Raw genomic sequence first — 21,363 nt, 5'->3', positions numbered from 1 at the left:
GTAATCGATTACACAAATGTAATTTTAAATATCAATATTCCAAACATAATTTATACATTTGTAATTGTAATTTTTACATTTATTATTTTTTAGCCAAAAAACAAACAATTTATCATAAAAAATGACAAAACTTAAAGGCATAACTTGGAATCATACAAGAGGACTTTTACCTATGGTTGCCACAGCGCAGCGTTTTACAGAACTTAATCCTGATATTGAAATCAGCTGGGAAAAAAGAAGCTTACAGGAATTTGCAGATGCTTCTATTGAAGATTTAGCAAAAAGATTTGATTTGTTAGTTATCGACCATCCCTGGACAGGTTTTGGAGCACATACCAATGCTATTCTTCCTTTGTCCGACTATCTTTCTCCAGAATATATAAAAGACCAGGAAATCAATACTGTAGGACGTTCTTACGGAAGTTACATTTTTAGCAATAAATTATGGGCACTGCCAATTGACGCTGCCACTCCGGTAGCTGCAGCACGATTGGATATTTTAGAAAAAAACGGTTTAAATGTACCGCAGACATATGATGAGTTATTGGCTCTGGCCAAAAAAGGACTGATTGCTTTTGCAGGAATTCCGGTAGATTCGTTAATGACGTTCTATTCTTTTTGCTGCAGTCTGGGTGAAGCCCCTTTTCAGTCGCAGGAAAAAGTAATTTCGATTGAAACAGGAAAAAAAGCCCTGCAGATGCATCGCGAACTGGCACAGTTAATGGATCCGGCAAACTTTAACCGAAACCCGATTCAGGTGTATGAAGCAATGGTCAACTCCGATGAAATTGCCTACTGCCCTTTTGCTTACGGCTATTCTAATTATTCAAGAATTGGTTACAGCAAAAACTTACTTCATTTTTATGATTTAGTAAAATTGAATGACCAGCCAATGATTAGCTCTTTAGGCGGAACAGGACTCGCAGTTTCTTCTTTCAGCAAACACATTCCTGAAGCGGTAAAATATGCAGAATTCACAGGATCATCACACGTACAGCAGAATATTTTTGCAGACAATGGCGGACAGCCGGGACATCTTCAGGCTTGGAAAAATGACCGAATCAATGGGATAACTCACGATTATTTCAAAAATACACTGCCTGCTTTGGAAAGAGCTTTTTTAAGACCTAGATATTCGGGACACATGTATTTTCAGGATCATGCGGGCGATGTGGTTCGTGATTATCTGATTAACGGCGGTGATGAAGAAGCCGTTTTAGCAGCAATGGATGCGCTTTACATCAAGTCATTAAACTTATAACAGCATGAGACCATTAGAAGGATTAGTTGTATTGGAATTCTGCCAGTTTTTGGCAGGGCCTTCTGCGGGCTTAAAATTGGCTGATTTAGGCGCGAGAATTATTAAAATCGAGCGTCCGGTAAAAGGCGAAGCTTGCCGTCAGCTGAGCATTAAAGACCTTTTTGTGGATGACAGCAGTCTGCTTTTTCATACCATCAATAGAAACAAAGAATCATTTGCAGCCGACCTTAAAAACCCTGAAGATTTAATTTTAGTAAAAAAACTAATCGCCAAAGCCGATATTATGACCCATAATTTCAGGCCGGGTGTTATGGATAAAATAGGTTTAACTTTTGCGGAAGCGTTAACCATTAATCCAAAAATAATTTATGGAACAATAACAGGTTACGGAGACAAAGGTCCATGGGCAAATAAACCGGGACAGGATTTACTGCTGCAGTCACTTTCCGGACTGAGCTGGTTAAGCGGCCGAAAAAGCCAAGGGCCTGTTCCATTTGGTCTCGCTGTCGCCGATTTAATGTGCGGCAATCATTTTGTTCAGGGTATTTTGGCCGCATTACTCAAAAGAGCCAAAACCGGAAAAGGAGTTTTAGTAGAAGTCAGCCTGCTGGAATCGATTTTAGATGTTCAGTTTGAAGCCATTACTTCCTACTTAAATGACGGAGGACAGCAGCCGCAAAGAGGCGATGTTAAAGGAAGTGCCCACGCCTTTCTAAGTGCGCCTTATGGAGTTTATCCCACTCAGGAAGGATACATTTCATTGGCCATGGGTGATTTACTTTTCATTGGAAATACGTTAGGAATCGATTTAAATAAATATTCCGATAAACATTTATGGTTCTCACAAAGAGATGAAATCAGAGAAATAATAACTGAAAAACTGCTGACTCAAACAGCTGATTATTGGCTGAATTTACTTCAAAAAGAAGGAATCTGGTGTGGCAAAGTTCTCAATTACGAAGAGTTGGACAGCCAGCCTTTTGTGAAAGAATTACAATTAAAACAAACGGTTAAAAATGCTGCTGGAGAAACCTTGATTACTACCAGAAGCCCTATTCAATTGGATGGAGAAATTTTGGCCAGCCCGAAAGCAGCACCAAAAGTGGGTGAAGACAATACTGTGATACATGAAGAGTTTATTCGTTGAACCGTTTATTTGTTTAATCGTTTTATCACAAACAGTTAAACAAATAAACGATTAAACAGTTAAACAATCAAAAACGATTAAACAAAAAATGAAACCATTAGAAGATTATTTAATAGTAGATTTCAGCCAGTTTCTTTCCGGGCCTTCAGCGAGTTTACGATTGGCCGATCTGGGTGCTCGTGTGATAAAAATTGAAAAACCGGGAACTGGAGACATCTGCAGAACCTTATATACTTCTGACTTGATTATGAATGGGGAATCTTCCGTTTTTCATACCATCAACAGAAACAAAGAATCATTTGCCATTGATTTCAAAGAGCCGAATGAACTTGAAAAATTAAAAAAACTGCTAGCCAAAGCTGATGTTGTTATGCACAATTTCAGACCCGGCGTGATGGAACGTGTTGGCTTGAGTTATGACGATGTTACAGCAATCAATCCCAATATTATCTATGCCGAAATTTCGGGCTATGGTACTAAATCGGATTTAAAAGATTTACCGGGACAGGATTTATTACTGCAATCATTGACTGCATTAACCTGGCTGAGCGGTAATCAGGAAGACGGTCCGGTACCAATGGGATTATCAATAGTGGATATGCTTGCAGGAGCGCATTTGGCACAAGGAATTTTGGCCGCTTTATATAGAAAAGCAACTCACGGTATCGGAGCAAAAGTTCAAGTAAGCATGCTGGAATCGGCTTTTGATTTCCAGTTTGAAACCATTACGACATATTTTAACGACGGCGGTGAACTGCCTGTTCGTACAAAATCCAACAATGCACACGCATATCTGGGTGCGCCCTACGGAATTTACAAAACACAAAATGGTTATTTAGCTTTGGCAATGGGATCAATCCCAGTTTTAGCATCTCTTTTAAAATGTGATGAATTACTGCAGTTCCCTGAAAATAAATTTGGATTACGTGACGAAATCAAGAACATACTCGCCACGCATTTACAAACTCAGGAAACTCAGTTTTGGCTGGATATTTTAGAACCTGCCGATATTTGGTGTGCCAAAGTACTGAACTACAAACAGCTTTTTGCCGAAGAAGGATTCCGTGTTTTAAATTTCACGCAGAAAGTCGAAATGACAGACAGCTATACTTACAAAACAACCCGATGCCCAATTAAAATTGATGGAGAAATTTTCACATCAGTTAAAGGTTCCCCAAAATTAGGACAGGATAACGAACGGATTATTAAAGAATTTATAGCTTAATAATGGAAAAGTTAAGAATCGCTGTCAGGAAATTTGATCCTTTTGAAAGTACATTGCAAAAACTGTGGGATTTGTTCTGTATCGAAAATAATATTGAAATGGAAGCTGAAATGATTCCGTTAGAATTACATGATTTATATACCGAAACAATCAGCAAAAAGGGACTAAAAAAAGGAACTTGGGATATTGCTCATCTTAACACAGACTGGATTTTTGATGCTGTCAATGAAAAAGCAGTACTGGATTTAAATCCATTAATCGCCCAAAATGCACCACAGAATTTCCCGGAAGGCTGGCATCAGTCGCTGTTACATTTACAGCAGATCAATGACAGAACTTATGGACTTCCTTTTCATGACGGTCCGGAATGTCTGATTTTTAGAAAAGATTTATTTGAAAATACAATCGAAAAAGAAAAATTCAAAAAACAATACGGTTACGAGTTAAACCCTCCCGGCACTTGGGAACAATTCAGCCAGATTGCCGAGTTTTTCAACCGTCCTGAGCAGAATTTATACGGAAGTGTGTTTGCCAATTTTCCTGATGGGCATAATATGGTATTCGATTTCTGCCTGCAGTTATGGACACGCGGAGGTTCTTTACTAAATGCACAAAACCAAATCGACATCCAACGTCCTGAAGCCATCGAAGCTTTGGATTTTTACAGAAAAATAATCAATAACCCCAAAGCCGTTCATCCAAAAACGAAAAAATTTGGTTCGGTAGAAGCTGGTTTGGCTTTCGCCAAAGGAGAAGCAGCAATGTCTATTAATTGGTTTGGATTTGCCTCAATGTGCGAAGTAATTGAAGAATCAAACGTGAAAGGGAAAGTAGATATTACCGAATTACCACACAATTCAAATCACAAAACAGCTTCTTTGAATGTATATTGGCTGTATACAATTGGTTCAGGAAGCAGACACCAAAAACTGGCGTACGATTTTCTGCGGTTTGCTACTAGCCCCGAAAGTGATAAATTACTGACCAATGAAGGCGGAATCGGATGCCGAAAATCAACCTGGAATGATTCTGAAATCAATACCACAATTCCGTTTTATCATAAATTAGAAATGCTTCATGAAAATGCTTTAACGTTACCGCAGACACCGATTTGGCCCAAAGTAGCCGAATTGATTGACCAAATGGTACTCAAGGCTATTGACAGCAGTGTTCCATCAGAACAGCTTTTAAAAGACACTCAAAAATCAATCCAAAAATTATACTAATCATGGATATACCTTATAAACCCTTATTGCCAGAAACAGTACAGCCCATAATCATTATTGGTGCAAGCGGTATTGTAAAAGATGCCCATCTGCCCGCTTATAAAATGGCTGGTTTCAGTGTTTTTGGCATTACAAACAGAACACTTTCGAAAGCACAGGATATGGCTGAACAGTTTGCCATTACGCATGTTTTTGAAAACGTAGCCGAAGCTGTAAAAAATGCTCCATCAAACGCTGTTTATGACATTACTGTCCTTCCTGATCAATACATCGAAATATTAGAACAATTGCCAGATGGTGCCGCCGTGCTGATTCAAAAACCTATGGGAAATGATTTGGCGCAGGCCAAAGAAATTGTGGCAGTATGCGAAAGAAAAAAATTAGTAGCTGCTATTAATTTTCAGCTGCGGTTTGCTTCTTATATCAGCGCTGCCCGATACATGATCAATCAGGGAATTATTGGAGATCTGTATGATCTTGAAGTAAAAGTAACGGTGAATACGCCATGGGAATTGTTTCCGCTGATTAAGGAGCATCCAAGATTGGAAATTCTTTTTCACAGTGTTCACTATATCGATTGCATTCGCTCTTTTATGGGAAATCCAAAGGGCGTTTATGCCAAAACAGCGAATCATCCTTTGAAGAAATTATCCTCCTGCCGTTCTTCGATTATTTTGGATTACGGCGATTCGATGCGTGTGGTGATTAATACCAATCACGATCATCATTTTGGACCAAAACATGAAGAAAGCTACATCAAATGGGAAGGAACCAAAGGTGCCATTAAGGCTAAAATGGGTTTATTAATGAATTATCCTGATGGTATGCCTGATGAATTTGAGTATGCCCTGCAGACTGAAGAAGGTTCCTATGAATGGCAAAAAAAGGAACTGGAAGGTTCCTGGTTTCCAGAGGCTTTCATTGGCACGATGTCAAATCTGATGCGTTTTAAAGAAGGTTCTGATGCTGTTCTGCACACCAGCGTGCAGGATGTTTTAGGCACTATGAAAGTGGTAGAGGCCTGTTACATCAGTAATGAAAGAGGAGCGGTCTCACTAGATAAATTATAAAAACAATTTAAAAATTTTAAACATATAAGTCATATAAGAACCAAGAAATTAAATGAACCTCTTTTTTAACTTATTCATAAGTTAAAAAAGATATAGGCCTTAAAATCAAATAAACTTATATGACTTACATGGTAAAAAAACTAAAAAAATATGTATTTCAAATCAACATTTTTTGAAGATTATCAGCTTAATGATAAAAGAGTTACATTAGGCAGAACAATTACTGAAACTGATTTTGTGGTTCACGCGGGACATACTGGCGATTTTTTTCCGCATCATATGGATGAGGAATGGTGTAAAACACAGCCTTTTGGACAGCGGATTGCCCACGGGACAATGGTTTTCAGCATTGGAATCGGACTTACAGCATCAGAAATAAATCCAGAAGCTTTTTCTAAAGGATATGACCGTATGCGGTTTGTAAAACCAGTTCATATTGGCGATACCATTCATTCGGAAATTACCATTTCTGAAAAAGGAGAAGCCAAAAAGCCTGAAATGGGAACTGTTACCGAGCACGTAGAAATCATCAACCAGCGAGGTGAAGTCGTATTAGTATGCGACCATCTATTATTAGTAAAAAAGAAATAATTAACTAACCTATAACTATAAATTATGCAAATAACCAACCAAACTGGCGACCATCATGAAGTCCCAACAGAACAAGGAGCAGGGACTAAATATTTACTGCCTTTTATTTTAATTACCAGCTTATTTTTCCTTTGGGGAATGGCTCACAATCTAGATTCTATTTTAATTCCGCACCTGAAAAAAGCCTGTGAATTAAATAACCGCCAGTCTACATTGATCGATACCTCAGTGTTTTTTGCTTATTTTATTATGGCAATTCCAGCGGGAATGCTGATTAAACGATTTGGATATAAAAACAGTATTATCATTGGACTTTTGGTTTTCGCCAGCGGTGCTTTCCTTTTTGTACCTGCAGCAAATACTAGAACATATGAGTTATTTTTATTTGCCTTATTTGTAATTGGGTGTGGCCTTACAATTCTAGAAACCAGTGCCAATCCCTATGCTGCCATTTTAGGTCCAGCAGAATCGTCATCAAAAAGACTAAATTTAGCAGCCTCTTTTAACGGTTTGGCAGCTATGATCGCTCCAATTGTGGGTTCGATGTTCATTCTTTCAGGAAAAACACATACTGCAGAGCAGATGGCAGCTATGCCGGATGCCACAAAAGCAGCTTATTTACTGGAAGAAGCTTCGGCTGTAAAACTGCCTTATATCATTCTGGGAAGCGTATTACTATTGGTGGCAATATTATTCTATTTTATGCATTTACCATCGATGAAACCAACTCATACAGAGGCTGAAATCAAACCTGGATTTTTTTCTGTTTTGAAATTCTCTCATTTAAGCTGGGCAGTTGTGGCACAATTCTTTTATGTAGGCGCACAGGTTTGTATTACTAGTTTTTTCATCAGAATTGCACAGCAAGGTGCCGGATTAGATGAAAAAACAGCTGGTTACTACCTCGGAATTTATGGCTTCCTGTTTATGGCTGGCCGCTTTATTGGAACCTTCTTTTTAAAATTCGTTAAAGATTATGTACTGCTTTCTATCTACTGTGTCATCAGCGTTTTACTTTGTATCGTAGCTATTTACGGATCAGGTATTTACGTTATCTATGCTTTAGGCGGATTAGGTTTTTTCATGTCAATTATGTTCCCGACAATTTTCTCGCTGGGATTAGTTGGCTTGAAATCCAATACCGAAACTGGTTCATCTTGGTTAGTAATGTCCATTGTCGGCGGGGCAATACTTCCTTACTCTATGGGAACTTTAATCGATATGAAACATGACGATATTCAGGCGGGTTATATTATTCCGCTGGTTTGTTTTGTCATTATTCTTTATTTTGGTGTATTTGGACATAAAGTAAAGAACAGTATTTCATAAAGTATTTTTTCGTTTTATAAAAAAGATAGTATTGAAGTAATATCCAATACTATCTTTTTTTTATTTTTAAAACAATCGGTTGTTTTTTATATCTTAGCCGAAACATCATGAATTGGGTTAAAGAAATAGTATTCCATTTATGATGTTTTAACATTAGATTATACTCCTTTCAGTTTAAAAAACTTTACGATGAAAATAAACATTCTTTTTAAAATACTATTTGTTAGTATTACCGTCTACGGTACGTTCAATTGTAATGCGCAGAATCAATATCGTTTTCAAGATTATAATTTAACCTTTGAAGAACGGGTAAATGATTTAGTCTCTCATCTCACTCTTGAAGAAAAAGTATCACAAATGCTTAACTCCTCACCTGCTATAGAACGTTTGGGAATACCGGCTTATGACTGGTGGAACGAAACACTGCATGGAGTAGCCCGAACACCTTTTAAAGTGACTGTTTATCCGCAAGCCATCGCCATGGCAGCAACATTTGATAAAAATTCATTGTTTACCATGGCCGACTATTCTGCAGCCGAGGGCCGAGCCATTTACAACAAAGCGGTTGCATCCGGCCGTACAAATGAGCGGTACTTGGGACTCACCTACTGGACACCAAACATTAATATTTTCCGTGACCCGCGCTGGGGACGCGGACAGGAAACTTATGGAGAAGATCCATATCTTACTGCCATGCTGGGTGATGCCTTTGTACGAGGACTGCAGGGTGATGATCCAAAGTATATTAAAGCTGCAGCCTGCGCCAAACATTATGCGGTACATAGCGGTCCTGAACCGCTTAGACATGTCTTTGATGTAAATGTAAGTGCCTACGATCTGTGGGATACCTATCTTCCAGCTTTTCAAAAATTAATAACAGAATCTCGTGTTGTCGGCGTTATGTGTGCTTACAATGCTTTCAGAACGCAGCCCTGCTGTGCCAGCGATATATTGATGACCGATATCCTAAGAAACCAATGGAAATTTGACGGCTACGTAACCTCCGACTGCTGGGCAATCGACGACTTTTTTAAGAATCATAAAACACATCCTGACGCTGCATCAGCATCGGCAGATGCTGTATTTCACGGAACAGATATCGATTGTGGTACCGATGCATACAAAGCACTAGTGCAGGCCGTAAAACAAGGTAAAATTACTGAGGCTCAGATAGATGTTTCGGTTAAACGTTTATTTATGGTGCGTTTCCGTCTAGGAATGTTTGATCCAATTTCAATGGTTAAATACGCACAAACCCCTGATAATGTTCTCGAAAGCAAAGAACATGCTGCACATGCTTTAAAAATGGCACAGCAGTCAATGGTACTGCTAAAGAATGAAAAACAAACCCTTCCTCTCAGTAAAAAACTGAAAAAAATTGTTGTCCTTGGGCCAAATGCGGATAATGATATAGCCATTTTGGGCAATTACAATGGTACGCCTTCTACGCTGAAAACGGTTCTGCAGGGCATAAAAGACAAAGTTGGCACAGCTACCGAAGTTGTTTATGAAAAAGCAGTCAGCTTCACCAATAACAATCTTTTGCAATATCAGGATTTATCCCAGCAGTATTCTTATGAAGGGAAACAGGGATTTAAAGCCGAATATTACAATAACAAAGACCTTGAAGGCACTCCGATAGTAACCAGAGAAACCAAAGTAGACAATATCTGGCAGGAAGGTCAAGCAGTAACCAGCACAATAAGAGCCAATAATTTCTCAGCCAGATATACTGCCGATTTTAAAGCTGAAAAAGACGGTAATATAACTTTTGAACTCCAAGGTGATGAAGGCTTCCGATTTATTGTAAACGGCACAGTTGTTATTGATTCATGGGAAAAAACCGCTGGGGAGCAAAAACCTATGAACTTGCAGTAAAAAAAGACTCCCATTATACCTTAGCTGTAGAATACTGGCAGGGCGAAGGAAGCGCGTATATTAAAATGAATGCGGGCAGTTATGTTAAAACGGATTATAATCAGCTTGCTGACCGCTTTAAAGATGCTGATGCCTTTATTTTTACAGGAGGAATTTCTCCACAGCTTGAAGGCGAAGAAATGAAAGTAAGCGACCCAGGATTTGACGGTGGCGACCGTACCTCAATACAGCTGCCAACTGTACAGACGGAATTGATGAAAGCCCTAAAATCAACTGGCAAGCCTGTAATATTTGTTATGATGACTGGCAGTGCGATCGCTGCACCATGGGAGTCCGAAAACATTCCTGCAATTTTAAATGCGTGGTATGGAGGCCAGTCAGCTGGAACCGCAGTCGCAGATATTTTATTTGGCGATTATAATCCATCCGGCCGTCTGCCTGTCACATTCTACAGAGGAGACAGCGACTTGGCATCTTTCAATGACTATAATATGGAAAACCGAACCTATAGATATTTCAAAGGTGTGCCGCAATATGGTTTTGGATTCGGACTGAGCTACACCTCCTTTAAATACAGCAAATTAAAAATACCTGTTCAAGCTGAAAAAAACAAAAATGTATCAGTATCGGTAACTATTACAAATACTGGCAAATTTTCAGGTGAAGAAGTAGCACAATTATATGTCCTTGAGCAAAGCAAAAAAATAAAAACCGCTATTAAAGCCCTGAAAGGTTTTGAAAGAGTTTCTCTTAATCCGGGACAAAGCAAAACAATAACTTTTACTTTAACTCCGCAGGATTTATCGTATGTTACTGCTGAAGGCAAACTACAGCAGCTTAACGGCAAAATCGAAATTGCTGTAGGCGGTCATCAGCCTGACGAACATAACCTATCAAGCAGCGGACTAATTAAAAGTGCAGTAACTATTAAATAATCATCAGGCTGCCAATTCAGGCTATCCGCTTCAAGTCCGCGGTCATCGCCCAAAAAAACATAAACCCAAAAGGAGCTTCCGCTGGTCGCTCTTTTGGGTTTTGTTTTTTTAAGGGCTCTTCCCTTGCGGGCTTTCCGCTGCTATCCTGGGCAGAAAGATCTTTCGCTTATTACAGAATATTTTTTCTTATAACCTGAGTTCGATTATAATATAAATAATTAATATATTGATTATAAATTATTTATAATAAAATCAATCGCATCAGGCTTTATATTATTGTCTTCTACCGAAATTCAACTATTCGTAAGTATATAATTTTAATTTTTGAATTTCATAATCACCAACAGAAATCCTAAGATGCCTTCCCTGATGCGTCTGGTCACCATTAAAATGACGGATTGTTCTCCAAACGTTCTCATCAAATCGGCCTTGGTCAACTTTTAAAATTCCAGCATTTAAATCACTATTTTTTAACGGTTTAAAAGTCACCACAATCCCGGAACCGGCTATATAAAATTCGTCTGGTGCAGTTTCAATGATAATCGCACTGGACATTGGCCAAACATTTTCTTTGGCACCATCAGACCAATTTAAAGTATAATCGTGTTTAAAAGTAAACTCATAATTTCCTAGTGTAATAATCTGTGAAGCATTTTCTTTGTCCAAAAGTACACCGTCAATCTTGCCCAATCCTTTATATTGCTCAATAACTGGAGTCAATTGTTTCACCAGATCATATATTTTGCTCAAAGGTTCTTTTTTACCATCTTCAACTGATTCAATAGAAAACGGAGAAAAACCAATAGCTTCATAATGACCTATTGCATACAATCCTTTAAATGGTGCAGTTGTATCAAACTTATGCTCTGGTATAAATAAAGGATCTCCCTGACGGGTAAATAAATCATTCCACTGTTTGAAAGAAGGATTGTAAAAATCTGGAGCCAAAAGATCAATTGCATTTCCTGCTGCTTTCCAAACATCCATTACATGCGGGAGCGGACCGGCACTTGGATATTCGCCCGGTTTTTTTCCAGGAGCATTCAGGGCAGCATTTACATACATTGGAATTCCGTAACTGTCTTTTCCTGCTTTGGCTACAGCATTAGTGAATTTTGCAAAAAACCAAGCCATAAAAATTTCATCTGTCTGCAGTCCTTTTCCAAAAACATCTTCCCAGTTTCCAGAGGTTTTAAAACCATTTTTTTTCCATAATTCAAAAAACTCAGGCACCAGTTTTTCTTTGTTCTTTTGCATGTACTGCAACAATTCTTTGGGTACTTCTTTTTTGAAAGCTTCGTTTGCCAATGGATGATAATCTCTTGCTGTTGGCAGCATTCCGATTTCATTCTCCACCTGAATCATTATGACAGTATGATCTTTCTGATCAAAATCTTTTATGTGAGCCATTAATTTTTGAAAAGCATTCAAATCTGCTTTCAAATTATTTTCACTAAACGGCGTTAAGATTTCATGGCTTTTATTTTTGTCATCTTTGATTCTCGGATATTTTTTCTGATTTAACTTTATCCAAGCCGGAGCATGGCTCGACATACTGTTTTTCCATGATCCGAACCAAAGAAAAACCAGTTTTAGATTCTCTTTTCTGGCTTTTAGAATCAGATCATCGACTAAGGAAAAATCAAACTTCCCTTCCTCCTCTTCAATAAGTTCCCAATAAATAGGCATCAGAACAGTATTAAGATTCATATCAGTAAGTTTTGGCCAGATTGGTTCCATACTCTCCATACTAGTAGCGGAGGAATTTCCTAACTCGCCGCCTCTTATAATGAAAGGCTTTCCGTTGACTATTAATTGTGTTTTATTGCCTTTTTTCTGAAGACTTGGTATTGAATTTTGACAGAATCCCAGCTGTATACACAATAATGCGGGTAAAAGAAATCTGCAGTTTATAAAATTAAACATCCTTTTTATTTTAATATTAAGAATTAAAAAAACAGAACCGAAAAATAGAAAAAAAAACAATCCATAGCGTAAACCCTTTGACAGATTTGCACTATGGATTGTTAACTAACAAAAAAACTATTTTTTTACTAAATCGCCAGAGAATCCAGCACTTACATCTTTTCCTGCTAAACCATCAGCAACTCCTTTGTATGCATGCTTGCGTTTGTAGCTGGCATCCCATAGGTTTGGAGATTCATTTGGCAGCCAGTTTACGTGCTCCTCTTTTCTATCTGAAATACCCCAAATAGTAATTCCGTATTGCTGTGCTTTAGGAATATACTGTCTGTAAGAATCTATAACATACTGATACATTGCAGACTGACTTGCTAATTGTTCTAAAGTTGGTGAAGCTGTTCCTAATCTCACATCCAATTCAGAAATTTTTATCAATTTGCCGCTAGCAGCCATTTTTTTGAACATTTCAACAATTTTAGCTTTATCAGTAGTCAATGAAATGTGCATTTGCGTACCAATACCATCAACAGCTGCGCCTTGGCTTTCGATGTATTTTACGTAGTCAATCAATCCGTCACATTTTGGTAAGTTAGCCTCTAAATTATAATCATTGATAAACAGTTTATCCGTTGCATTTCCATATTGGCGTGCTAATTTGAATGCTGTAACTGCATAATCTTTACCTAAATATTTTACCCAATAAAACTCATCAGAAGCTAAGTCTGTTACAACTCCGTCGCGCAGGCTTCCGCCTTCTTTCATTGGCTCGTTTACAACATCCCAAGCTTTAACATCATTCTTATAATGGCTCACCATTTTTGAAATCCAATCTGTCATAGCGTTACCAATAAGGGTAGCTTTTTCAGCATCAGTTTTTTCAATAGTGACAGAAGGCGTTCCAGCTCCACCGCCACTAGCAACTCCATCAGTTACTACTACTTTATCAATGTAATAAGTTCCTGCCACGGCTCCCAAATCGAAGTTGAAACCATCCTCTGCACCTGTTCCTGTAATCTTCCATTCCACATATTTCCAAGCTGTTGAAGTATTCTGATCTCCTTGATACATCGCATTTCCTGTGGTAGAACAGCGTACAGAACCTGCTGCATCTGATTTAATATAATAAGAAACAGTATATGCTGTCCCTGCCTTTAATTTACTTGTGAAATTAGAATGAATTTGAGTTTTATACTGGCTTCCAGGATTACTGGTCGAATTAATTACCTTCATTACTCCATTTCCTTCATAAGCCTCAGCTGCAGTGCCCAGATTTAATGCGTTTGCATCTCCATTCCATTTTGACCAGCCTGATATATCAGTATTGAAATTACCATTAGCAACCAAATTTGTAACTGTTGGAGCTGCATCTAAATCAACTACCGCAACAGTACTTGCATCGATATAATAAGTAACATTCGGCAAATAACCTAAATCAAAATTAAACTTAAATGCTGTAGATGCTGCTTTAATGTCTTTAATAACGAATTTAACCTGCTTCCATAATGATGTTGTTACAAAAGCTTCTGTATAAGTGGCTCCTGCAGCATACCAATCCTGATACGGATATTGATTAGTTACATTACTGTCAAAAGAAATACGCCCTTTACCCGCTTGATCGGATTTGATGAAAAATGAAATTTCATATCTATGTCCGCTCACCGCAGGTATACTAGGTGAAGTTAATTGCAAATTATAAGCCTGTGAAGATGTTGCACTCGAAACTAACTTAATAGCTTTGGAAGTACTGGATAATCCAGCTCCATCTACTGCTGTTATACCTGCACCCGGGTTGTTTTTTGCCCAGCTGCTAAAAGTACCATCTTTTAAACCAGCGATATTAAGTGTATTTGGGCCGCTTGAACCCGGAATAATAGTTGGAGCAATTAAACTGTTCAAATAACTCGCATTTTGATTTGAGTGCCAAACCAAAGTATGCCCAAAAACAGATAATCCTGCCTCTTTTGTTTTGGCAATAAAAGCATCAACTTTGGTGAAATTAATTGCGCCTGTTGAACTTACCATTGGAGCATGTTTCATTGCGTATCCTACTGTTACCTCGTCAAAATTTTCATTTACAAGAGTACGATATGCGGCATCATTCATATACTCGTCCAAACCTATACCTGCTCCAAGTTTGAAATCAGTATACGTTTTAAGCGGTTCATATCTGCTGATTTTTTCGGCTAATTCCAAAGGAAGTTCCGAAGAAGCTATATCTCCGTGAGAAGGATCTTTTCCCCATTCCATCAAATTATCATCACAAGATGCAAACAAGATACAAGACAAAGCAATTGCTGGCAGTATTTTATTATATTTCATTTAATTATTTTTTAAGGTGAAACTAATGTGCTATTGTTATTTAAATTCTAAACAATATCAAAGTTGTTATTTAATTAGGAAAATCGCTGTAAGTTGGTGTTTTCAATGATACAATCCTCCAATTATCTGTAGACACGCTTACAGAAGTAGCTGATGATGCAAATACAGCTTCACTAGCCTGTCCCGTAACGTTAGTTAATTTTACATCAGAATTTTCAAAAAAGAAACCGAAATTTTGATACGTTGCTGCTTCTCTAAATTTAAGAACATCATCAAAAATAAAACTAGCTTTTGAGTAACTATAAAATTTATTCAATGGAATAGTTACTGTCTGCCATCCTGTTGTTTGAAATGGAACCACTTTCCCTTCACTTGTTATCCAAGGTACATAATTGTAAGTGGCACCTGTCCATTCTCCCCCGTTAAAGTTATTTATCAGACATATTTTTAAAAAACCTGTATTGGTCCAGGCTGTTGGAACATAAATATCAAATTGTAAAGCAACCTGATCCAATGGAGTTGAAGCTGGAATGTATGGTGTCAATTGTGCTCTCCAATTATCAACACCATTCCCTGCTGTCCAAGTTTCGGAACATCGGTTTGTAGCTGCCGCAAATGAAGCGATACGTGCTGGACGATGCGGTACATATTTTCCTTGAGAAACATTTCCTGTACCAGCTGCTGTCGATAACAAATCAGCAGGCTGAATCATACTTGTTCCAGAACCCCAGTAGCCATGTGAACCTAATCCATCAAAATCAAGAATCACCCCTTTTTTGAAATTAAAATAAGCCGGTGAATACACTCCTCCATTGGCACTTTCTACTAATAAAGAGCCTCCTTCTGCTGAAACTCCTGCCGGCATGGTTACCGTAAAAAATTCTCCTTTAACATCAGATGTAATTCCGCTTGTTACTTCTATATTACCAGGGAAAACTACTTTTTTAACTTCTGTTAAACCAGTACCCGAAACTGTAATCACTTCACCAGCTTTTGGCATTGTATTAGAAATAGAAATAATTTTAGGTGCTGCTGAACGGATATTAAAAGCAAAAACAGCTTCGTTCGAGTCATTTACAAAACGAATCGTGTTACGAACCGCAGGATCTGCATCAATAGTCGGAGTATTTTTAGAAATGCTGATTAACATTGAAGTATCAGAAACAAATACGACATTAAAATAGGTTTCAAAACCATTGATATACACTTTCTTTAAACCTGTAAAACCAGTTCCTTCCACACGGATTAACTGTCCTAAACGGGCAAAAGAAACTTCTCTGTCCGGTACAGATGAATTAACATCCTCCAAAAAAACTTTACTTATCGTTATTGGTCCGCCGTCACTGCTGTCATTGTTATCACAAGCATTGAATAACATGGATACAAACATCATGACTATGATTGTAATAGACGCCCAATACTTTTTATTTAAAATATAATTTTTCATATTTTGTGTTTTCAGTTTTAATTAAATAAATCAGTTATTTTAGCTTCCTTGAAATCATAAGGAACTGGTGCTTGGCTTAATAATGGATTCTGAATTACTTCTGATTCTGGGTAAGGCATCAAAAATATTGAAGCATCTATAGCCCCAACCGGTCTTGTAGAATTATCTCTTGTGGCATCTACCGAAACAGTATTTGTTGCTGCGGCATAAGTAATCGGCACAATAATTCCTCTTGATTGACCAGTAACATAATTAATAACTTCCTGCTGTTTATAGTAAGACCTTCTTACTAAATCATACCAATACTGCCCTTCCATGCACAATTCTACTCTGCGCTCATGTCTAATATCTTCATATGTTAAAGATGTTTTTGGATCCAATCCTGCTCTTTTTCTCAAAAGATTTACAAAAGTCAAAGCATTAGCATCTGTAGTATTGGCATTATTTCCTAAAGCAGCTTCTGCATAATTAAGAAGCACTTCTCCCAAACGCAACATATAAGTGTTCAAAGATGAATTTTGTCTGGTAATTTTGCTGTTATCTTTGGTGGAACCTACAACTCCTTTTTTGACATTTACAAAAGTATTTGCATGATCTACAGTATACCCTCCATTGGCGGCATTAATAGTGGAATAGTGATCATCATCGGCCATCCAAGTAGCTTGACGTCTTTTATCTTTTGGTTCATATTCATATAAAACATTATTTGATGCTCTTGTCCAATATCCCCAGGCAGCATCATCGCCAGTAATATCTGAACTTAAAGCAAAATAAGCCTGCTGCGTATTATTAACACCATAACCTCCAAATGGTACCCACTGCAAAGCAAACATAGATTCAAGGTTATTGTTATTGTCTACTTCAAATAAATCAGCATAATTAACTAACATACGATAAGGTCCGTCAGCAATTGCTTTTTCTGCAGCCTTTTTAGCTAAATCAAGATAAGATTGGCTTCTTGTACCAGAATTAGGATTATCACTTAAACCTGCAACGGATAAATACAGACGAGACAGCATTCCGAAAGCACTATATCTCGTTAAACGTCCAGTTTGTGGTGCATTTTCCGGTAAAAACTTGGCAGCAAATTCTAAATCACGAATAGCAAATTCATAAACATCTTTTGTTGGATTCGTGTTAACCACAGGATTTTTTACCAAAACTCCCGGATCTGTAGAAATAATTACATTTCCCCACAATGAAGCCAAATACCAATAGGCAGTCCCTCTCATAAAACGAGCTTCAGCGATATATTTATTTTTAACAGCTGTATCAACATTGCTGGCTTCAATTCCGATAATAACGTTATTAGACTGCTGTACTACATTGTATAAAGATCCCCAAGCAGATACTAAAGGTCCTGTTAATCCTGTTTCGGTCAAATCGGCAAATGGATAAATATAATCCGAATAAGGTGCGTATAAATTGTATGAACGGCCGTCTCCTAATCCGTAATAAAATTTATCATTAAAATCAAACCACACTCTGTTATATAAAGGAGCTGTAGCAGCTTTAAAATCATCTTCTGTTTTATAAAAATTCTCTTTGGTAATTAAATCATTAGGAGCTTTATCAAGAAAGTCTTCACTACAGCCTGCTCCCAAAAAAGACAATGCTGCAAAAAGAAAAATGCGTTTTATATGTATCTTTTTCATATTATTTTACGTTTAAAATTTAACATTTACACCAAAGGTTGTAAAACGCGGCGTAGGATAACGGCCATTGTCTACACCCGTTATCAGAGCATTTTGATTTAACGATCCTACTTCTGGATCATAACCAGAATATTTAGTAAATGTGATTATATTCTGCATATTTGTATATAATTTGATTCCTGCAACTCCAATTTTTGAAACAAAAGAGCTTGGCAGATTATATCCTATCGAAATATTTTTGATTCGTACAAAAGACCCGTCTTCTACAAAACGATTACTAAAACGAAAGTTCGAAGCTGATGAAGCTGATGAAGCAGCAATACGAGGCATGTAAGGATCACCTCCTACGATTTGCACATTACGGTAATCATTTGGTCCAGTTGGGTCAATTAATTCTAACTGTGCATAACCCAAAGCTGTTGAGAATAAATTCGTGTTCTCACGAGGATTTTCTAGAAAACGTCTTTGGTAATTTACCACATCATTTCCATAAGATCCATCTAGAAATATATTTATATCAAACCCTTTGTATGTAAAAGTGTTACCAATACCAAAAGTGAATTGCGGTAATGGATTACCAATGTACTGAAGATCTTTATCATCAATAACTCCGTCTTTATTACTGTCTTCAAAGATATAGTCACCAATCCATGCACCATTTTCACTAATTTTCATGTCTTTTGGCAAAGCAGTCGGCACTACGTTTCCTGCTGCGTCTTTATAATAAAAATCAGTTGCTTTTTCAAAACGACCAATTACTTTATAACCATAAAACTGGCTGATAGGATTACCTACCGCTGTACGGGTTACTACAGTAACATCCGATCCCTGCTGAATTGTTTGATCATAATGTCCAGAATCACTGTTTAATGACAGCACTTTATTTTTGTTCATTGAAAAAACAAAATTAGAAGTCCATTTGAATTCATCTCTCTGAAAATTAATTGTATTCAAAGCGATTTCAATTCCTTTATTTTCAAGAGATCCAATATTGTACCAAGGAGGAGAAGTTGATCCTTGACCTGATGTTCCAACATAAGCCGGCAATGCCAATTGGTTTAATAAGTCATCTGTCTTTTTGTAATAAACATCTGCAACAAGCTCAATTCTGTTATCAAACAAACCTAAATCTATACCAATATTACTTGAATAAGTTGTTTCCCATTTCAAATCTTTATTAGCTGTATTTGAGGCCAGTAATCCTGTTCCCCAGTTAGCTGTAGCACTTGATCTATAAGTAGAAGTATAGGCGTAGTTCGGTACATTTTGATTACCAACTGCTCCCCATCCTAGTCTTAATTTCAAATTACTGATAATCTTATTATCTTTTAAGAAATTTTCATTAGAAACCTTCCAGGCAAAAGCGGCTGAAGGGAACCAGCCCCAGCGATTGCCTTCTGCAAACTTGGATGAACCGTCACGGCGCATAGTTGCAGTTAATAAATATTTATCATCAAACGAATAAAAAGCTCTGCCAAAATAAGAATTTAACGAACTGCCATTACTATTATTTGATACTATAGCAGTTTTAGGATCTCCCATAGACAGATCCGTTGACGTATTTGTCAAATAACCAGAAATAGATCCATATAAATTTTCCCAATACGACTCTTGTGCTTCCTGCCCTAACATTGCATTTATCGTGTGCTTTCCAAATGTACGGTTGTAGTTTAAAACATTATTCCAGCTCCAAAATTTACTAAAACCTTTGGTACGTGAACCCGTACGTGTTTCATTTTTAATCTGTCCAAAAGTATAGGAAGGATTAAAAGTATAATCATTTGTAAAACCGTAATTCAAAGAATATTGTGTTTTAAAAGTCAATCCTTTTGTAAAAGTAATTTCTCCAAAAGTACTTGCTCTAATTCCAACATTTTCATTGTGATTATCATTAATGTTAGCCAAACCAATTGGATTGTTTTGCACAAATTGATCGGTATCCGGACCATCAAAAGAGCCATCTGCATTACGGACTGCCACATTTGGAGTCTGTTTAAGTGCTGTAAGAATCAAAGACTGATCAGAAACAGTAGTTGTTTGTTTTGAATTATTTAATGCAAAATTCAAACCTACTTTAAAATAATCCTTTACTTGTGAATCCAGATTACTGCTCAAGTTCAAACGGTCAAATCCAGATCCAACTGCTATACCATCCTGGTTCAGGTACCCTATTCCCATGTAATAAGTACTTTTTTCTGAACCGCCAGAAGCTGATAAGTTATAACTCTGAACCAAAGCCTTTGCAAATAATTCATCTTGCCAGTCTGTACCTTCACCCAATAAATCGGTACGAATAAAGTAAGGATCTCTCTCTACAATACCTAAATCAGAACGTGTATTTTTATGCACTCCGTATTCTTTAAGGTTAAGAACATCTAAATGTTTTGGTATTTCCTGCCATCCTATATAACTGTCTAATGAAAGTGTCAATTCACCTTTTTTTCCTCTTTTAGTAGTCACCATAATAACACCGCCCGAAGCTCTAGAACCATATATAGCGGTAGCAGAAGCATCTTTCAAAATATCAATAGAAACGATATCCGAAGGATTTATAGATGATATAGGATTAAAATTTGTATTACTGCTTTGTCCATCAATAATAACCCCGTCAATAACATAAATTGGCTCGTTTGATGCATTAATAGAACTTATACCGCGAATGCGGATTGAAGAAGCTGCACCAGGTGCCCCGCTGTTTTGTGATACCTGAACCCCGGCAGCGCGTCCCTGCAGCACCTGTTCAATCGATGTAGTAACCGTTTGTGCAATAGATTTACTTGAAACTGAAGAAACAGAACCTGTTAAGTCACCTCTTTTCATAGTTCCATACCCTACTACTACAACTTCTTTCAGGTCGTTTGCATTTTCCTGCAGGACAACATCAATTTTAGTTCTGTCACTCACTGCAATTTCTTTGGTTTTGAAGCCTACAAAGCTAAAAACCAAAACTCCGTTAGCTGGAACTCCTTTTAAAGAATAGCCGCCGTCAAAATCGGTAACTGCACTATTCTTAGTTCCCTTTACAATAATATTTACTCCAGGAATTGGTCCGCTGCTGTCAGAAACTGTTCCTGTAACAGTTGTTTGAGCATTTACCGCAGCAGAAAATACTAACATCAGGAACAGGTATCCCAAGTTTTTAAAGTATTTTGATTTGCTTTTAGTAAGTAAAAAGTTAGTCATAAATAATTGTTTTAATAAGTTAATAGAATTGGTTTAGTTGTTGTTGTTTGTTTACTGTATTATTTTGCTATTAGTTTAAAAAATCGAACATCTAATTAGACGTTCTTGAAGCAAATATATATATAAAAAACAATCATACACAATCGGTTGTGTATATTTTTTTTATAAATAACA

14 protein-coding genes are annotated in these 21,363 nt (G+C 37.2%); 9 read left to right on the top strand and 5 right to left on the bottom strand.

Translation table 11 applies throughout. From position 1 onward, the window contains the following. The first annotated feature begins 121 nt into the window (after nt 1-121). The 9 genes from IRZ80_RS03630 (at nt 122) to IRZ80_RS03590 (ending at nt 10,662) form a co-directional block, all read left to right on the top strand. Nucleotides 122-1,261, top strand: a complete 1,140-nt coding sequence (locus tag IRZ80_RS03630; RefSeq protein WP_194640201.1) for an ABC transporter substrate-binding protein — start codon at nt 122-124, stop codon at nt 1,259-1,261. A 4-nt stretch (nt 1,262-1,265) separates the two neighbouring features. After that, nucleotides 1,266-2,408: a CaiB/BaiF CoA transferase family protein gene (locus IRZ80_RS03625; protein WP_194640200.1), complete on the top strand. Its 1,143-nt coding sequence runs from the start codon at nt 1,266-1,268 to the stop codon at nt 2,406-2,408. 88 nt (nt 2,409-2,496) lie between these two features. Then, complete coding sequence (locus IRZ80_RS03620; RefSeq protein WP_194640199.1) at nt 2,497-3,633, top strand: CaiB/BaiF CoA transferase family protein; 1,137 nt, start codon at nt 2,497-2,499, stop codon at nt 3,631-3,633. A 2-nt stretch (nt 3,634-3,635) separates the two neighbouring features. Continuing rightward, nucleotides 3,636-4,859: an extracellular solute-binding protein gene (locus IRZ80_RS03615; protein ID WP_194640198.1), complete on the top strand. Its 1,224-nt coding sequence runs from the start codon at nt 3,636-3,638 to the stop codon at nt 4,857-4,859. Between the two features lie 2 nt (nt 4,860-4,861). Next, entirely contained in the window at nt 4,862-5,929 is a 1,068-nt protein-coding gene (locus tag IRZ80_RS03610) for a Gfo/Idh/MocA family protein (protein WP_194640197.1), read from the top strand. 150 nt (nt 5,930-6,079) lie between these two features. Next, a complete protein-coding gene (locus IRZ80_RS03605) occupies nt 6,080-6,520 on the top strand; it encodes a MaoC/PaaZ C-terminal domain-containing protein (protein ID WP_194640196.1) in 441 nt (146 codons plus the stop codon). 24 nt (nt 6,521-6,544) lie between these two features. Further along, nucleotides 6,545-7,849, top strand: a complete 1,305-nt coding sequence (gene fucP, locus IRZ80_RS03600; protein WP_194640195.1) for an L-fucose:H+ symporter permease — start codon at nt 6,545-6,547, stop codon at nt 7,847-7,849. A gap of 189 nt (nt 7,850-8,038) precedes the next feature. Then, complete coding sequence (locus IRZ80_RS03595; RefSeq protein WP_194640194.1) at nt 8,039-9,727, top strand: glycoside hydrolase family 3 protein; 1,689 nt, start codon at nt 8,039-8,041, stop codon at nt 9,725-9,727. After that, entirely contained in the window at nt 9,682-10,662 is a 981-nt protein-coding gene (locus IRZ80_RS03590) for a glycoside hydrolase family 3 C-terminal domain-containing protein (RefSeq protein WP_194640193.1), read from the top strand. The genes IRZ80_RS03595 and IRZ80_RS03590 overlap by 46 nt, the downstream gene beginning before the upstream one ends. A gap of 297 nt (nt 10,663-10,959) precedes the next feature. Here the strand turns inward: IRZ80_RS03590 and IRZ80_RS03585 are convergent, their stop codons facing one another. The 5 genes from IRZ80_RS03585 to IRZ80_RS03565 form a co-directional block, all read right to left on the bottom strand. Then, a complete protein-coding gene (locus IRZ80_RS03585; protein ID WP_228520792.1) occupies nt 10,960-12,588 on the bottom strand; it encodes a DUF5597 domain-containing protein in 1,629 nt (542 codons plus the stop codon). 117 nt (nt 12,589-12,705) lie between these two features. Further along, nucleotides 12,706-14,904 carry an endo-1,4-beta-xylanase gene (locus IRZ80_RS03580; protein ID WP_194640192.1) on the bottom strand — a complete coding sequence of 733 codons (2,199 nt, stop codon included), beginning with the start codon at nt 14,902-14,904 and terminating at the stop codon, nt 12,706-12,708. A 70-nt stretch (nt 14,905-14,974) separates the two neighbouring features. Beyond that, entirely contained in the window at nt 14,975-16,351 is a 1,377-nt protein-coding gene (locus IRZ80_RS03575; protein WP_194640191.1) for a glycan-binding surface protein, read from the bottom strand. Between the two features lie 17 nt (nt 16,352-16,368). Further along, nucleotides 16,369-18,006, bottom strand: coding sequence for a RagB/SusD family nutrient uptake outer membrane protein (locus tag IRZ80_RS03570; RefSeq protein ID WP_194640190.1), 1,638 nt, complete (start codon nt 18,004-18,006; stop codon nt 16,369-16,371). 12 nt (nt 18,007-18,018) lie between these two features. Further along, entirely contained in the window at nt 18,019-21,189 is a 3,171-nt protein-coding gene (locus IRZ80_RS03565; protein ID WP_194640189.1) for a SusC/RagA family TonB-linked outer membrane protein, read from the bottom strand. Between the last annotated feature and the right edge of the window lie 174 nt (nt 21,190-21,363).

The organism is Flavobacterium sp. HJJ, assembly GCF_015351475.1.
Classification (GTDB): Bacteria; Bacteroidota; Bacteroidia; order Flavobacteriales; family Flavobacteriaceae; genus Flavobacterium; species Flavobacterium marginilacus.
This window is presented reverse-complemented; position numbering and strand designations above follow the sequence as displayed.

Coding starts and splice junctions, on each gene's coding strand:
- IRZ80_RS03630 (WP_194640201.1), top strand. CDS start 122: ATGACAAAACTTAAAGGCATAACTTGGAATCATACAAGAGGACTTTTA.
- IRZ80_RS03625 (WP_194640200.1), top strand. CDS start 1,266: ATGAGACCATTAGAAGGATTAGTTGTATTGGAATTCTGCCAGTTTTTG.
- IRZ80_RS03620 (WP_194640199.1), top strand. CDS start 2,497: ATGAAACCATTAGAAGATTATTTAATAGTAGATTTCAGCCAGTTTCTT.
- IRZ80_RS03615 (WP_194640198.1), top strand. CDS start 3,636: ATGGAAAAGTTAAGAATCGCTGTCAGGAAATTTGATCCTTTTGAAAGT.
- IRZ80_RS03610 (WP_194640197.1), top strand. CDS start 4,862: ATGGATATACCTTATAAACCCTTATTGCCAGAAACAGTACAGCCCATA.
- IRZ80_RS03605 (WP_194640196.1), top strand. CDS start 6,080: ATGTATTTCAAATCAACATTTTTTGAAGATTATCAGCTTAATGATAAA.
- fucP (WP_194640195.1), top strand. CDS start 6,545: ATGCAAATAACCAACCAAACTGGCGACCATCATGAAGTCCCAACAGAA.
- IRZ80_RS03595 (WP_194640194.1), top strand. CDS start 8,039: ATGAAAATAAACATTCTTTTTAAAATACTATTTGTTAGTATTACCGTC.
- IRZ80_RS03590 (WP_194640193.1), top strand. CDS start 9,682: ATGGGAAAAAACCGCTGGGGAGCAAAAACCTATGAACTTGCAGTAAAA.
- IRZ80_RS03585 (WP_228520792.1), bottom strand. CDS start 12,588: ATGTTTAATTTTATAAACTGCAGATTTCTTTTACCCGCATTATTGTGT.
- IRZ80_RS03580 (WP_194640192.1), bottom strand. CDS start 14,904: ATGAAATATAATAAAATACTGCCAGCAATTGCTTTGTCTTGTATCTTG.
- IRZ80_RS03575 (WP_194640191.1), bottom strand. CDS start 16,351: ATGAAAAATTATATTTTAAATAAAAAGTATTGGGCGTCTATTACAATC.
- IRZ80_RS03570 (WP_194640190.1), bottom strand. CDS start 18,006: ATGAAAAAGATACATATAAAACGCATTTTTCTTTTTGCAGCATTGTCT.
- IRZ80_RS03565 (WP_194640189.1), bottom strand. CDS start 21,189: ATGACTAACTTTTTACTTACTAAAAGCAAATCAAAATACTTTAAAAAC.